Here is a 14047-nt window from a genome sequence, read left to right as displayed (position 1 = left end):
GGGCCGTGGGGAGGGGGGAGAAAGGGGGGAGGGGCCATCGCCTTCCGGACTCGCTTCGGTTCCTCCAATCCCCAGTTGATAACTGGACAAAGCACTACTCTTCAACCTGTTCTTGTCGGGGGATAAGCGGCCCCGCCCCTGAAAAGCAAGGGCGCAACGACGCGGTGTCCTTACCCACCCCCGAGAAGACGCATGCCGCCCGTTGCGGCGGGATGATTAAAAAGCCCCGGGAGTCAGGCGTGCGAATAACGCTTCATCGGAGCGACGGCGGCGGGCAAAGACCTGAGGCCGCTTGCGGGCCACGCGCGGCCAAGTGAGGAAGCCCGCCAGCATCCCTCGCAGCCGGGCCCGGGCCGCCGTTCCCCGCCACGCTCGGAGCGCTTCCCGGGCGATCCGCCACTGGGCCCGAAAGACCTGCGGCCAGAACCGCCGCAATAATCCCGTCGGGTAATCCTTGGCAATGAGATAAATAAAATTGCGCCCGTCGTAGAAACTGGCCGTCGGGCCGCCACCGGTGGCGCTCAGCTTGTGATAGACCACCGCTGTCGGCACATACCAGCAATTCCATCCGGCGATCTGAGCCCGCCAGGCCAGATCCATGTCCTCGCACGAATAAAAGAAATCCTCGTCGAAGAACCCGATATCCCGGAAGAGCTCTCGCCGATAGGCGGCTGCTGCCCCGCAGGCGGAGAACACTTCCTCCTCGTGATCGTATTGACCTTCATCGATTTCCCACACCCCGCGGTTTCCTGGGATGCCATCCACTCGATAATAATCGCCAGCCGAGTGAAAGACGTTCCGGCGATCGAAGAGAAGGATCTTGGAGGCAAGGAGCCCGGCGTCCGGATGGCGCTCGAAGGCCGCTGTCAGGGTCTCCAGCCAGGCCGGGGAGGCCTCCGTGTCGTTGTTCAGGAGAGCGATCAGCTCCCCCAGGGCGGCGCGGATCCCGGCGTTGACGGCCCCCGCGAAGCCCTGGTTGGACCTCAGAGCCAGGATCCGGACCTCGGGGTAACGCGCGAGGACCTGGAGGGAATCATCCGTCGAGCCGTTGTCGACCACGATCACTTCGCGGCGGGCATAGGTCTGTCGGCGCAACGCCTCCAGGCAGGTGGGCAGATGGGCAGCGCCGTTCCAGTTGGGGATGATCACCGAGATCAGCGGCTCGCTCATTCGGCCAGCCATCCTTCTTCCGCCAGGTAGGCCTCCAGCGCCTCCGGCCACGGACGCAGGGTGATCCCCAGGGCGGCCCCGAACAGATTGCGTAAGGGCGTGAACGGAGGAACCCGGGAGGGGCGAGGGAACTCCGCCAGCGAGATCGGGGTCACCGGGATGTGCGATCGGCCGGTCCGGCGGAGGATCTCCACCGCATACTCGTAGCGGGAGCACATCCCTTCATTGGTGAAATGGTAGATCCCATAGGCCCCTGTCTCGATCAGACGGGCGATCGCTACCGCCACATCCCGGGTGTAGCTGGGCGATCCCACCTCGTCATGCACCACGCGGAGGGCCCCCTGTTCGTCAGCCCGCTGGAGGATCTTACGAACGAAGTGATGACCCCCCGGGCCGAAGACCCAGGCCGTGCGGACGATGTAAAAGCGAGGGAGCAGATGGGAGACGAACCACTCGCCCGCCCACTTGCTGCGACCGTAGGGGTTAATGGGATTGGGGGGATCGAACTCCAAATACGGCTCGGTTTTGGCCCCATCGAACACTTCGTTGGTGCTGATGTAGACCATGGCCGCCCCGGCGGCCGCGCACGCCATCGCCACGATCTGGGTGCCCAGGGCGTTCACCCGGAAGGCCCGTTCCGGATCCCGCGCGCAGCCATCCACATCTGTCATCGCCGCGGCGTGGATGACCACATCGGGCCGGTGGCGAAGGATCGCCCGGAAGACCGCCGGCCGATCGGTAATGTCCAGATCCGCGCGAGCCAGGGGGATCAAGGTATGAAACGCCAGAGCCTCCTGCAGCGCCCGGCCCAGCTGTCCACCTGCGCCGGTGATCAGGATGCGCATGGATTTCCCCCACAGGGGAACGAGATCTGCGTCTGCAATTATAATAAGGCACGCCCTGGGCAACCTCCGAGCTCTCCGGCAGGTTTTGGGGGCTGGGGCGTCGCCGTCGGCAGCGTCCCAGCGCTAATTAGCGGTTACACAGCTGGAAACCGGCCAAGCGAAGCGGGATGACCCCACCCCCCTCTTATCCCCACGGTCCAAAGGGCGGTGGGGAGGAAGGATCCAAACATGTTGGGGCGAGGAGCTGCGTAACTCTTACGGCGCAAGGCGAACGTCGACGATGCAGGCGCCATCATGAAGGGCCGGCCGCCCCGCGATGCCCGAAGCCGGACTTCGGACAAGCCGATGAGGATGGAGAATCTTCCCACCCGGCTCAGGAGAGAGGATAGAAGCAGGGAGTGAGGGATGAAAAACCAAGAGAAGGCGGTTCTGCTCTTCGACGGGAACTGCGGCTTTTGCACCTGGGCGGCGCGATGGGTGAAGCGCTGGGACCGGATGGATCGGGTTCGAGTCGTGCCCTTTCAGCAGCCGGGTGCCCCGGAGCGTTACGGCCTGACCCGGGAGGCATGCGAGCAGGCCGCATGGGCGATCACGCCGGATGGCGCGCGACATCGGGGAGCCGCGGCGGTCCTGGCCGCCCTCGGCGAAGCCGTAGGTTGCCCATGGATCCGAACCCTTTACCGGATCCCACCTTTTCGATGGATCGCCGACGGCCTCTACGGATGGGTGGCCGCTCACCGGGGCCGCCTGCCGGGGACCCGCCCCTATTGCGAGGAGCATCCGGGGGAGTGCGGGAAGATCAATTCGGTCGCCGGGGAAACGGCCGATCCGCGCAGCTGACAGGGGGAGCCCAGAAGTTGACAGGAGCCCATTTTTGAGATACATTTCACAAGGCCTGCCTAGCCGGGGAGTGGCAGGCCCATGGCTCACCTCCTGGCGTCGTGGGGCACGGGATGTCCCGTGCCCCACGCGTCATGTAGGGGGGTCATCGGATGGCCTCTCGCAGTTGTCGCAGAGCCGTCGGGATCTCTGCCGAGATCCGAGCTGCATGTCCCACGGCGCGCATCGCGCTGGGGATGTCCTTCAGGCCGTTGCCGGTGATCATCACAAGCACCGTCTCCTCCTCCCTCATCAGACCCTCCCGAACCGCCTTCTCCAGGCCGGCGAAAGCGGCGGCGGCAGCCGGCTCGGCGAACACGCCCGCCTCCTGAGCCAGCGTCCGCATCGCCGCCAGGATCTCCTCATCGGCAACGGTGAGGAAGGCCCCGCCGGTCTCCCGCACGGCCCGCAGGGCGAAACGCGCATCCCGGGGCTGGCCCACCGCGATGCTGTCGGCGATGGTGCGCGGCGGCTCCGGGTGGATGTCCTCCCGTCCTTCCACCCAGGCCCGAGCCAGCACGGCGGCCCCTTCCGCCTGGACCCCCATCAGGATAGGAGGCCGCTCGATCCAGCCCAGCGCCGTCAGGTCCCGAAAACCCTTCCAGAGGCCGGTGAGGATGTTGCCATCCCCAACGGAGACGAACAGGCGATCGGGAACCCGCCCTCCCATCTGCTCCCAGATCTCATAGGCGGCAGTCTTCTTGCCCTCCCGGGTGAAGGGGTTATAGGCAGTGTTGCGGCAATACCAGCCGAAGGCCTCCGCCGCCGCCAGGGTGAGATCGAAGGCCTCGTCATAGGCGCCTTCCACCAGGAAGACCCGGGCCCCGTAAATCAGCAGTTGGGCCACCTTCGCCTCCGGAGCGGTGTGAGGGACGAAGATAATCGCACGCAGATCCAGGGCCGCGGCCATGCCGGCCAGCGCCGCCGCAGCGTTCCCGGAGGAGGCCGTGGTGATGGTGGAGACGCCTTCCTCGATGGCCTTCAGGGCCACGACCGCGCTGGCCCGATCCTTGAACGAAGCCGTGGGGTTGCGCCCATCGTCTTTGATGTAAACCGCCCGCAACCCCAGCCGCCGGGCGGTCCGCTCCGCGCGATACAGAGGCGTCCACCCCACCGCCTGAAGAACCCCCGCTCCTTCCACCCGCCTCAAGGTCTCCGGGCGGAGGGGAAGCAGCGGCGCGTAGCGCCAGATGGAGCGGGAGGGATGCTCTTCCAGCCGCGCCGGGCTTGTGGTCGCTCGCAGCCGCTCGTAGTCATACAGCACATCCAGCGTTCCCTCCGGGCCGTCGCGGGGGCAGACATAGCGAACCTCATCCAGGTCATACGTCGCGCCGCAGCGTCCGCAACGGAAGCCGATCGCGAACATCGATACGCCTCCAGGGGATCGATGGTCTGCCCCCATTATCCACCGCCTGCCCGGAAGACGCGATCCCCGCTTCTCGGGACGATCGCCGTTTGCCCAGAGTCCAGTTGTGCTATACTAAGATCAGTTTCGGGCGCCCCGACGGGCGTCTGACACGCCCTTACATTTCGAAGCCGGAAAGGAGAACGCAATGCGAAGGATTTCCGTATGGGTTGCCGCAGGGCTTCTGATCGCGCTGACGGCGTGCGCGCGCCCGACGCCGCCTGCCTCTCCGACGGCCTCGCCGTCGCCCAGCCCGTCGCCGGAGCCCACGTCCCCGGCGACCCCGGCGGCGACGCCGGACCTGCAGCGCATCCTTTTCCCCACGCCCGAGGACTGGAGCAAAGGCGCTGCGGAGGCACGGGTCACCTTCATCGAGTGGGGGGACTTCCAGTGACCCTACTGCGGGCAGCTCGCGCCGCTGCTCCGGCGTCTGGTAGACGCCTACCCCGATGAAGTTCGCGTGGTGTATCGGCACTTCCCGCTGCGGACCATCCACGACAAGGCGATGATCACCGCGGAGGCAAGCGAGGCCGCCGGCGCCCAGGGGAAGTTCTGGGAGATGCACGACTGGCTCTATGAGCATCAAGCGGAATGGGTTGCCAGCGCCAACATCACGGAGACCCTGGTCGCGGCCGCTCAATCCCTGGGGCTGGATGCTGAACGGTTCCGTCGGGATCTGGAGGAGGGCCGATATCGGGCGAAGGTGGAAGCGGCCTACGCGGAAGCCATCGCCCTGGGGCTTCCCGGCACCCCTTTCCTGTTGGTGAACGGCCGGCCGTGGCCCCAGACCCTGAACTATCTGGAATACGCCCATCTGGAGGCGATGGTGAAGCTGGCCCGGCTTCAGGATCGACAGTTCGAGGCCCCGCCGGCCATGGGCATCGACCCGGCCCGTCGCTACCGGGCCGTGCTGAAGACGGAGAAAGGGGATATCGTGATCGAGCTGTTCGCTGATCGGGCGCCGCTCACGGTCAACAACTTCGTCTTCCTGGCCCGGCAGGGATGGTATCGCGACATTACCTTCCACTATGTCATCACCGATCGGGTCGCCATCACCGGAGATCCCAGCGGCACCGGGTTCGGCGGGCCCGGCTACACGATCCCGGATGAGATCACCGAGACCCTGAAATTCGACGCGCCGGGCATGGTCGGGATGCTGAACGCGGGCCCGAATACCAACGGAAGCCAGTTCTTCATCACGATGGCGCCTCTGCCTCAGCTCAACGGCCGTTACACGCTCTTCGGGCGCGTCGTGGAGGGCCTGGAAGTGGTCCGCGCGCTGCGCCCGCGGGATCCGCAGCTCGATCCCGGGGCGCCGCCCGGCGATCGGCTGCTGGAGGTCGTCATCGAAGAGGACTAATGCTTTGTTCAGTTTATGAATGAAGCATCGAGTGGCTTGAATCCGCGGGGAAGGCGCAGCGCCTATCCCCCGCGCCCCCCAATTCGAAGGCTGGGAGTTGCGCCATTCGCTTCCTCGGGAAGCCTTTTATCCCCCTCCCCATGGCCTACGGGGCCGTGGGGAGGGGGATAGGGGGGGTGGGGCCATCCCACCTTGTCCAGTAGGCTCTTAGTTGCGCAGCTCCTGCGTGTATCCGCGCGCCCATTCCTTGTGGATGGCCTGCGACGATGGAAACCTCGCCCCGGAATGCCTCTCTGTCTGCAGCGGAGGAAAGTGCCCCAACCGATTCGCCATCCACGGGGTTCCTGTGGATGGGGGCTGGCGCGCTGGGCGGAGGGCTGCTGGTCAGCCTCTGGATCGGCCTGGCGGTCCTCGCCGCGACGCTCCGGCTCCCCGCTCCCTCCCCCGGATTGTTGATCCTCGGCCTGCTGATGGGGGGCGGCCTGTTCCGGGAAGGGATGCGGATCGCCCGAGGCGAGCCGGATGCGCCTTTCCCCGGCGCGGAGGCCCGAGTGTTGGGGCGGACGATGGTTTTCGTTTTCATCCTTGTGGGCTGCGGCGCAGCGGTCGAGGCCTTCGCCCCCCGGTTGCCCCTGTTGATCCTCCCGTTCCATATCGGGGTGGCCATCCTGGGGCCCTGGATGTGGTTCAACTTCCTGCGCTGGCGCCTGCAGACCCCGTGGTCCCGCCGCGCTGGATGGTGGGGATTGGGCCTGGGAAGCTTGCTGGTCCCAGCGCTGGCCCTGTTCTTAGAGGGCATCGCGGTGGTGATGCTGGCGGTCATCCTGCTCGCGGCGCGGGTGCTCCTGGAGGGGCCGGGCTTTCTCCAGCCATGGCTCCCTCAGGACTTCTCGCCGGAACGGCTTTCGATGCTGCCGGTGGAGCGCCTGATCGCGGACCCATGGGTCTGGATCGGGGTCTTGATCGGGGCCGTGGCGCTGGTTCCCGCGATGGAGGAAGCCCTGAAGTCCCTCCCCGCCGCGTTGCGGATGCGGGATCCGACCGCTTCCGAGGCCTCCCTGATCCTGTATGGCGCGATCGGAGGGGCAGGCTTCGCGCTGACGGAGAACTTGCTGAGCTGGCAGCCGGGGGTCCCATGGGCGGCCACGGCCATCGGCCGCCTGGGGACCACCGCGCTCCACATCCTGAACGGGGGGATCATGGGATGGGCCTGGAGCCGAGTGCGTCTCCGGCGCTTCCTCGAGGGGATCGCCGCGTATCTCCTGGCCTGGCTTCTCCACAGCCTCTGGAACGCCGGGGCTATCGTCCTGAGCGGCGCTCTCCTCGCGCCGCTCTCCGTGCAGGCTCGCGCCCTGGCGCTCCTCCCGGCGCTGATCGGGATGGGATTGACGTTGCTCTTAGTGATCGGAGGATTGGGGTGGGCGCTGCCGATGCGGGAGGAAGCGGAGGCCTCTCGCCCAGCCTACCAGGAGGAATAAACACCGATGCGGATCTGGCGGGATTGGCGAACGCGATCGGCCCGGTTTCGCGCCTCCCTCCTTTCGCCGGAGGGGACCCCGGATCCCCACCTCCGTCGGAATTTCACGGTGGGGGTGGTGAACGGGGCGCTGTTCATCTTCGCGGAAACCATCCTGGATCCTTATCTGGTGCTGGCCTGGTTCCTCTCCCGCCTGCAGGCTTCCAACCTGCTGGTGGCGCTGGTCGCGCCGATGCGTGACGGGTTGTGGTTCCTGCCCCAGCTGTTCGTTTCCCGATGGATGCGGCATCGCGTGTATTACATGGACGTCTACCGCCAGATGGCCCTGGTGCGCGCCCTCGGCGCCTTCGCCATGGCCCTGGGGGTCTGGCTGGCCGCCCCGCATCCAACGGGGATGCTCCTCGCCTTTTTCATCCCCTATTTTCTCATCTCCCTGGCCTCTGGGATCTCCGGCCTGCCCTTCATGGAGATCGTGGGGAAAACGATCCCGCCCCGCCAGCGCGGCGTGTTCTTCGCCGCCCGGCTCTTCTTCGGCGGGCTCCTGGGATTGGCCGCCAGCGGGATGGTGCGGCTGCTCCTGGAGGAGCAGGCCGGGCTCGCCTTTCCTCACAACGTGGCGGTCCTGTTCCTGATCTTCGCGATCTTCACCTCGATTGGGATGGCCGCTTTCGCGATGGTGGTGGAGCCGCCCAGCCCGGTGCCGGATGGCCACGCCCCGCCGGCCCCGTGGCGGGAAGCCATCCGGGGGCTGTGGCGGCGAACCCCCTACCGCCTCTTTCTGGGCGCTCGCGTGGCCCTGATGTGGGCGGCTATCGCCGCGCCCTTCTTCACTGCCTACGCGGTCCGGGATCTCCGCGTGCCGGACGCCACCATCGGCCTTTATCTGGGCTTCAACGTAGGGGCCTCGCTGCTCTCGAACCTGCTGTGGAGCTGGCTCAGCGTTCGCTGGGGACATCGGGCCGTGCTGGAGGGGGCGGCCCTCACCGGGATGCTCAGCGCCCTGTGGGCGCTGATGGTGGAGCCTCTCAGCCGGCTGGGGCCGGACCTGGCGGCGGGACTGATGCTGCCGGCCTTCGCCCTGAGCGGGGCGTATGCCTCGGGGGCAGCCATTGGGGGGATGTCGCTGCTGCTGGAGATCGCCCCGGGGCACGACCGGCCTCTCACCATCGGCCTCACGAACACCCTCTTGGGGATCGCCCTGCTCTCCACCTCCCTGGGCGGCCTGATCGCGGATTTCATCGGCTATCGCGGGCTGTTCGCCCTCTCGTTTGGGTTCTACACCCTGGCGCTGGTGCTTCTATGGGGGCTGCGCCGGGCGATGGAACGGGAGCCCAGCCCCAAGCGGTCGATCGCCGGACCCTCCTGACGTCCGGATGGGCCCGAACCCTCAGATCACCCGCGCCGCGCTTCCGCGGGGGCGGCGAATTCGGATATGATGATCCTGGGGCGGACCGCTGTGGGATGGTTCGGTAGGGGCAACCCCCCATGGTTGCCCCCGTCCCCGTGGTTGCCCCACATAGGGGCGGGCATGGGGGCCGGGTGGGCAGACACGGGGGTCTGCCCCTACAAAATGCGCGGTGCGCCGCACCGTTTGTCGGGGCAACCCCCCGTGGTTGCCCCTTCTGGGCAACCCCGTGGGGTTGCCCCGACGAGGGCGATGGGAGCGCAGGCTATGAGAGCGACAGGACGCCGTTGGGCCTTTCGGATTCGCGGAGGGTTGCGCCGGTGGTGGGTGCGAGACCGGTTTATTCTTTTATCCCTCCCCGCCCGCTGGCCGATGGCCCACCCCTGGCCATGGCTTGCGTTCGGGTTCCTCGCCCTGTTCTCCTCTGTCTGGCCCGAGGCCCGGGAAGGCCTGCGCCTTTTGCTGCAGAACCTGCTGCGTGGAGGGGCGGAGACCGCAGAGCGCCTGATTTTAGGGAGCGGGCCTTTGATAGGGGGAACCGCCCTCCTTTGGGGGCTGCTGTCCCTCTGGGCGGCGCCCCGGGCGCGGTTCTGGGAGGAGATCGAGCGCCGGGGCTTCCGGGCGATCTTCCCGAGCGGCGAGTGCTGGGACTTCTTGCTGGAGGCCAGCCGCCTGCTGCCGCTCGGCTTGGGACCGACCGGAGAGTTACTGCCGTTCTACGTTCGACGAGGTGAGGAGACAGAGATCCGGAATCTGCTCCTGCGGATGCCGGTGGTCATCGCCGGGCCGCCGGCGTCGGGGAAGACCCGCACGATGCTGGAGATCGCAGCGGACCTGGATCCCCCCTTCGTCCTGATCTGGACCCGGGACGTCCGTCCGGACCCGTTCACGGAGGGGATCCAGCTTCCATCTCCCAGAGGCCTTCTCCTGGTCGACGACTTATCCCCCCAGATCAAACAGACCTATCAAGATCCCCTGCCCGATCCGCTCCCCAGCCTGCGTCATCGATGTCCAGCGCTGCGGGTTTTGGCCACTGCCCGGCCCGATCGCATCCCGCCGGATCTCCGAGGCCTGCATGGGGTGAAGCTTCGGGAGGTCCCCCGCGAAGATCCCGATCTCAAGGAGCTGGCTATGCATGTCGCGGGGAAAGAGCAACGTCGGATCGACGAGATCTGGGAACGCTACAACGGTCATCCAGGCTCACTGGTGGCTGGGCTGGACGCGATGCGCCGGCGGCTGGAGGCGCTGGGCCAGGAGTTCGAGCGGCTAAGGTTACACGATGCCAAACGGCGAGCGGAGATTGGGGAGGCGTTTCTGCAGAGCGCCCGGCTGCTGTGGGAGATGGGCGTGCGGACCCTCACGCTGGAGCGGGTCTGGGCGGTCGCGGAGGGAGTGTGGAACGTGCCTTGTAATCAAATGGACCGCGATAAGGTTTTGGAGGCCCTGCAACAGCTCTCCTTCTACCGTCTGGAGGACTCGCAAGTTCAGTTTTACGAGGGGATCCTGACGGAAGTGATCCCGTCACCTATGGATCAGAAACACAAGGAAGAGCAGGCGTGGCAAGTGCTACGGAATCGTGAAGATGCGGCGGCTTTCGAAGAGATCGGCAACACCTGGAGCCGCGTGTTTGGACCGGCCTATCAACAGAACCCCCGGGAGACGTTGCGGCGGGCCATCCGGGCTTACCAGGAGGCTCTGCGCTTTCGCCCTCCCCAAACCGCTCCCCTGCTCTACGCAAGGACCCAGAACAATTTGGGAGCTGCTTATGCTAACCTAGCCGCCCACGAGGACCCACAGGGGAACCTGAAAAAGGCCATCGAGGCCTACCACAAAGCCCTGGAGTTCTACACCCCCCAAACCGCTCCCCTGCTCTACGCAATGACCCAGCATGAGTTAGGAGAGGCTTGGTGGCGGCGGGCAGCCTTCGAACCGGATCCGGCCCGGCGGTGCGCCCACTTGCGGGAGGCGATCCGGGCCTTCCAGGAAGCCCTTCGCTTTCGCACCTTAGAGACCACCCCTCTTGGGCACGAACAGACCCGAACGGCTTTAGAGAAAGTTCAGCAACAGGCCCGTGCCTGGGGATGCCCGGAGGAACCCACTTCGGAACGTGTCCGGTAGGGGCCATCCGCGAATGGAACATAAACCCACGGCTAATGGGGGTTGAACGGTCTCGAACTCGCGCCGTGTGTCGCCGAATGGCTCCGCTTACGCCTTAGGAGGCAACGCGGACGTTGTCGGACGACCTTTGAGGTCGCCCAGGCTTCCTCGAGCATCGCCCCTTCCGATCACCGGATCTCCCACACCTGCACGACGCCGCTGCGGAAGCCCAGGGCCAGGCGTGCGCCGTCCGGCGCAAAGGCCAGGCCATACACGGCGTCGCCTGCCCGCTCCCACCGCAGCCGCTCGGCTCCGTCCGGCATCGCCCACAGCACCACCCGGCCCTCCGCGTCCCCGGCCGCCAGCCAACGGCCATCGGGGGAGAAGTCCAGCGCCCGCACCGGGCGGGCGCCCACCCGAAGGACCCCGTGTTCATATCGGGCGATGGCGTCCCATACCCGCACCGTCCCATCCTCCAGCCCCGCCGCCAGCCATCGCCCGTCCGGGGAGAAGGCCACCCGGTAAATCCGCACCCCGTAGACCGTGAGCGGCAGGCGCTGGCCCCCCGCCGCCGTCTCCCACCCCAGGTCCAGTGTCCCGTCTCCCCCCGCGGAAACCAGGGTTTGCCCATCAGGGGAAAAGGCCACATCCCATACCTCCGCCGCGTATCCTTCCAGCCGCATCCGCTCCCGGCCCGGCTCCACCTCCCACACCCGCACTGTCCGATCCCACGAGGCGGAAGCGAAAAGCCGGCCGTCCGGCGAGAAGGCGAGGCCCCGTGCCGCCCCTTCATGCCCGACCAGATCCCGTTCCGGCATCCAACCCCGCCCAGCGGCCCGCCCGTAGAGACGGATGCGACCGTCCGCCAACCCTACCGCCAGCCGCCGGCCGTCTGGCGAGAAGGCCAGGCTCCACCCCTCGGCGGTCCGGAGGGGAAGGCGCCCCCGCTCCTGGCCGGCCTCCAGATCATAGAGCCGCACCACCGTCCCCTCGATCGCCCCCAGGACCTTCCCATCCGGGGAGAAGGCAATATCCCAGATGGGCATCAGCCGGGGGGAGAAGCGAAACCGCTCTGCGCCCGTCGCCACATCCCAGATCTGCGCCACCGGCGCCCCGAAGCCCCGCGCCTCTTCCGCCTGCAACATCAGCCATCGGCCGTTCAAGGAGAACGATAGCTGAAGCGGGCGGTGCGTTTCGAGGACATCCGCAGGCAGCGCCCGCTCCGCTCCTGTCTTCAGGTCCAGCAGGAAAAGGCGGGGCGGCCTTCCCCGGACCCAAGCCAGATGGGACCCAACGGGGGAGAAAGCCATGGGGCCGCCGACCTCCGACCAGCGGACCTCGCCGGTGGCCCGCATCACGATGTCCACGGATCCGTCGTGCTCAATGGCCAGCCATCGCCCATCCGTCGAGAGCGACAGCCGGTGGATCCGGGCGCCCGGGCGATGCCAGAGGATCTCCTCCGCGCCCGTGGAGAGATCCACCTCCCGAACCGTCCCATCGGCGCGGCCCACGATCACCCGTCCTCCGTCGGCGGCCCAGATTGGCGGGGCCACGCTGGGGAGCATCGATCGCACCTGGCCGCTCGTCACCTCCACCACCAGCCAGTCCGCATCGGGAGCGCACCCCACGCGAAGCGGCTCCGATCCCGCCGGCCTCGAGCACGTGATCAGCCGCCTCCCATCGGGGGAAAACGAACTGGGGACGCTACCCGGAAGCCACCTGATCCCCTCTCCGGTCATCAGATCAAGAAGGCGGACGAAGCCTTCCTCGTGGCCGGTGGCCAGCCAGGGGGCGCTCGGGGCCGTCGCCAGGCCGAGGCCCAGCGGCTCGATCCGGGACCAACGCTCGCGGCGGGAGGGGATCTCCCACGCCCTGAGGGTTCCGCCCTCCGTGCGACCGACGAGGGTCACCCCATCCGCGGCGAAGGCCAGCTCCCGCAACCGCTCCTCCACCGCGAAAAACGCCAACAAGCGGAGGGAGGGGAAGTGGTAGACGTAAAGGCGGTCGGAGGAGGCCAGGGCCAGCCAGGAACGGCGGGGGGACCAGGCCATCCGGAGGGGATGGTCGTGGAAGCCCCACTGGAAGAGGAGGACGGGTTGAAGCGGTGGCTCGGTGGGGGTCGGAAGGAACAGCGGCCGTTCCACGGCCGGAGAGGGGGAAGCTGTCATCGGGGCAAGCGCCGGGCCCGCCGGCCCTCGCTGACAGAAGGCCAGGTGGGCGATCCACACCAGCGCTATGCCCGCGGGGGCGATCCGGCCGCTGCGGAGCATCCTGTCTTCCTTTTCCTTTCGCGCTCATCTCGGTTCAGGGCGGGGCGATGGGCGGCATCGACGGGGATTTGAAACGGAACTCCAGACAAGCCACCAGCGACTGGTTCCGCCGGGATTCGCTCCATGAGCGGCACCTTGTCCTCTCCCGGCCCTCCGATCCGCGGCGAGAAGAGAAGGCAGAGCCGGGCCCTCGCCCAACCCGACTCAGCCCCCACGGATATTTTAGCCGGAAGAGGCCCGGGGGAGTGGGGGAATTCAAGCCCAAGGCCCCCTGACGAAGCGAACGGCGTAACCCTGATCGCATCGGAATGGGGCCGGGCCCCGGGCCGAGCGAAGGAAAACCTGAGGACCCTCCGGGGCCTAAGTTTAGCGGGACACAGCGGGCACGAAGGCGATCTGGGCGGCGCGGGCGCCTTCCCGCAGGGCGAGGATGTTCCGCTCCATCAGGTGCCGGTGGCGGCTGGGCATGCGCTCCTGCAGGGCGCCTTCCACCTGCTCCAGCGATAGCACCGGGAGCCGGGCCAGCAACGCGCCGACCATCACCATATTCGCCAGGCGCCGATCCCCTAGGGCCTCCGCGATCTCACTGGCCGGAAGCGCCACCACCTCCACGTCCGTTCGCTCGACCGACCGCCCCGCCATCGAGGCGTTCACCACCAGGAGGCCCCCGGGCTGCACCAGGGGCTCGTATTTATCCAGCGAAGGCCGGTTCATCACGATCGCGGCGCGCGGGTGGCGCACCAGCGGCGAACCGATCTCCTCATCCGAAATGATCACCGTGCAGTTCGCGGTCCCCCCTCGCATCTCCGGCCCATACGAGGGGAACCAGGTCACGTTCTTCCCCGCCTCCATCGCGGCGTGGGCGAGGACCTGGCCCGCGAACAGGATCCCTTGCCCGCCGAACCCGGCGATGACGATCTCCACCTGCATCGGCATGCCTCCGGTCTATGATACCTGGCGCCTACCGCATAGCCGTCAGGCGGTTTTAAAGGCGAAGCCTCCTCACCGCTTCATCCCACCCGGCCAGCCCTCTTGTTCCCAGATCGGGAGAGCCCAGCGAACTTCCTTCGAGAAGCCGTTCCGAACGAACGGGCTTTCAACGACGTGACCCCGGATCACCCTAGTGCTTTGTCCACTTT

At 67.0% G+C, this 14047-nt stretch carries 11 protein-coding genes and 1 pseudogene; 7 read left to right on the top strand and 5 right to left on the bottom strand.

Annotation, left to right across the window (positions count from 1 at the left end; all coding sequences use genetic code 11):
- Positions 1-216: 216 nt before the first annotated feature.
- Together NZM16_RS01480 and rfbD are read right to left on the bottom strand one after the other, a co-directional pair.
- The gene (locus tag NZM16_RS01480; protein WP_295453745.1) at positions 217-1170 is read right to left on the bottom strand and encodes a glycosyltransferase family 2 protein; all 954 of its coding nucleotides are present in this window, start codon (positions 1168-1170) and stop codon (positions 217-219) included.
- Entirely contained in the window at positions 1167-2015 is an 849-nt protein-coding gene (gene rfbD, locus NZM16_RS01475) for a dTDP-4-dehydrorhamnose reductase (protein WP_295453742.1), read from the bottom strand. The genes NZM16_RS01480 and rfbD overlap by 4 nt, the downstream gene beginning before the upstream one ends.
- A gap of 405 nt (positions 2016-2420) precedes the next feature.
- Between rfbD and NZM16_RS01470 the strand changes: the two genes are divergently transcribed.
- On the top strand, positions 2421-2855 hold the full coding sequence (locus NZM16_RS01470; protein ID WP_295453739.1) for a thiol-disulfide oxidoreductase DCC family protein: 435 nt from the start codon (positions 2421-2423) through the stop codon (positions 2853-2855).
- 145 nt (positions 2856-3000) lie between these two features.
- Here NZM16_RS01470 and thrC read toward each other — a convergent pair whose 3' ends face one another.
- Positions 3001-4260, bottom strand: a complete 1260-nt coding sequence (gene thrC / locus NZM16_RS01465; protein WP_295477999.1) for a threonine synthase — start codon at positions 4258-4260, stop codon at positions 3001-3003.
- A 187-nt stretch (positions 4261-4447) separates the two neighbouring features.
- On the opposite strand from thrC, the gene NZM16_RS01460 reads away from it, so the two are divergent.
- The 6 genes and pseudogenes from NZM16_RS01460 to NZM16_RS01435 all read left to right on the top strand — a co-directional run bounded on the left by NZM16_RS01460 (position 4448) and on the right by NZM16_RS01435 (position 10659).
- Positions 4448-4693, top strand: coding sequence for a hypothetical protein (locus NZM16_RS01460; protein WP_295477996.1), 246 nt, complete (start codon positions 4448-4450; stop codon positions 4691-4693).
- 12 nt (positions 4694-4705) lie between these two features.
- A pseudogene (locus NZM16_RS01455) lies at positions 4706-5071 on the top strand (DsbA family protein); the annotation flags it as partial.
- Positions 5072-5122: 51 nt separating this feature from the next.
- Positions 5123-5659, top strand: a complete 537-nt coding sequence (locus NZM16_RS01450) for a peptidylprolyl isomerase (protein ID WP_367280987.1) — start codon at positions 5123-5125, stop codon at positions 5657-5659.
- Positions 5660-5925: 266 nt separating this feature from the next.
- Positions 5926-7137 carry a PrsW family glutamic-type intramembrane protease gene (locus tag NZM16_RS01445; RefSeq protein ID WP_295477993.1) on the top strand — a complete coding sequence of 404 codons (1212 nt, stop codon included), beginning with the start codon at positions 5926-5928 and terminating at the stop codon, positions 7135-7137.
- Positions 7138-7143: 6 nt separating this feature from the next.
- The gene (locus NZM16_RS01440; RefSeq protein WP_295477990.1) at positions 7144-8502 is read left to right on the top strand and encodes an MFS transporter; all 1359 of its coding nucleotides are present in this window, start codon (positions 7144-7146) and stop codon (positions 8500-8502) included.
- A 306-nt stretch (positions 8503-8808) separates the two neighbouring features.
- Positions 8809-10659, top strand: a complete 1851-nt coding sequence (locus tag NZM16_RS01435) for a tetratricopeptide repeat protein (protein ID WP_295477986.1) — start codon at positions 8809-8811, stop codon at positions 10657-10659.
- 167 nt (positions 10660-10826) lie between these two features.
- Here NZM16_RS01435 and NZM16_RS01430 read toward each other — a convergent pair whose 3' ends face one another.
- Complete coding sequence (locus NZM16_RS01430; protein WP_295453722.1) at positions 10827-12908, bottom strand: WD40 repeat domain-containing protein; 2082 nt, start codon at positions 12906-12908, stop codon at positions 10827-10829.
- A gap of 366 nt (positions 12909-13274) precedes the next feature.
- Entirely contained in the window at positions 13275-13838 is a 564-nt protein-coding gene (locus NZM16_RS01425; RefSeq protein WP_295477983.1) for a 2-oxoacid:acceptor oxidoreductase family protein, read from the bottom strand.
- Positions 13839-14047: the final 209 nt, after the last annotated feature.

The sequence above is a fragment of the Thermoflexus sp. genome, assembly GCF_025055495.1.
In the GTDB taxonomy this organism is placed as follows: Bacteria; Chloroflexota; Anaerolineae; order Thermoflexales; family Thermoflexaceae; genus Thermoflexus.
This window is presented reverse-complemented; position numbering and strand designations above follow the sequence as displayed.

Excerpts from the sequence above, each read along its gene's own strand:
- NZM16_RS01480 (WP_295453745.1), bottom strand. The coding sequence starts at position 1,170 with ATGAGCGAGCCGCTGATCTCGGTGATCATCCCCAACTGGAACGGCGCT.
- rfbD (WP_295453742.1), bottom strand. The coding sequence starts at position 2,015 with ATGCGCATCCTGATCACCGGCGCAGGTGGACAGCTGGGCCGGGCGCTG.
- NZM16_RS01470 (WP_295453739.1), top strand. The coding sequence starts at position 2,421 with ATGAAAAACCAAGAGAAGGCGGTTCTGCTCTTCGACGGGAACTGCGGC.
- thrC (WP_295477999.1), bottom strand. The coding sequence starts at position 4,260 with ATGTTCGCGATCGGCTTCCGTTGCGGACGCTGCGGCGCGACGTATGAC.
- NZM16_RS01460 (WP_295477996.1), top strand. The coding sequence starts at position 4,448 with ATGCGAAGGATTTCCGTATGGGTTGCCGCAGGGCTTCTGATCGCGCTG.
- NZM16_RS01450 (WP_367280987.1), top strand. The coding sequence starts at position 5,123 with ATGGTGAAGCTGGCCCGGCTTCAGGATCGACAGTTCGAGGCCCCGCCG.
- NZM16_RS01445 (WP_295477993.1), top strand. The coding sequence starts at position 5,926 with ATGGAAACCTCGCCCCGGAATGCCTCTCTGTCTGCAGCGGAGGAAAGT.
- NZM16_RS01440 (WP_295477990.1), top strand. The coding sequence starts at position 7,144 with ATGCGGATCTGGCGGGATTGGCGAACGCGATCGGCCCGGTTTCGCGCC.
- NZM16_RS01435 (WP_295477986.1), top strand. The coding sequence starts at position 8,809 with ATGAGAGCGACAGGACGCCGTTGGGCCTTTCGGATTCGCGGAGGGTTG.
- NZM16_RS01430 (WP_295453722.1), bottom strand. The coding sequence starts at position 12,908 with ATGCTCCGCAGCGGCCGGATCGCCCCCGCGGGCATAGCGCTGGTGTGG.
- NZM16_RS01425 (WP_295477983.1), bottom strand. The coding sequence starts at position 13,838 with ATGCAGGTGGAGATCGTCATCGCCGGGTTCGGCGGGCAAGGGATCCTG.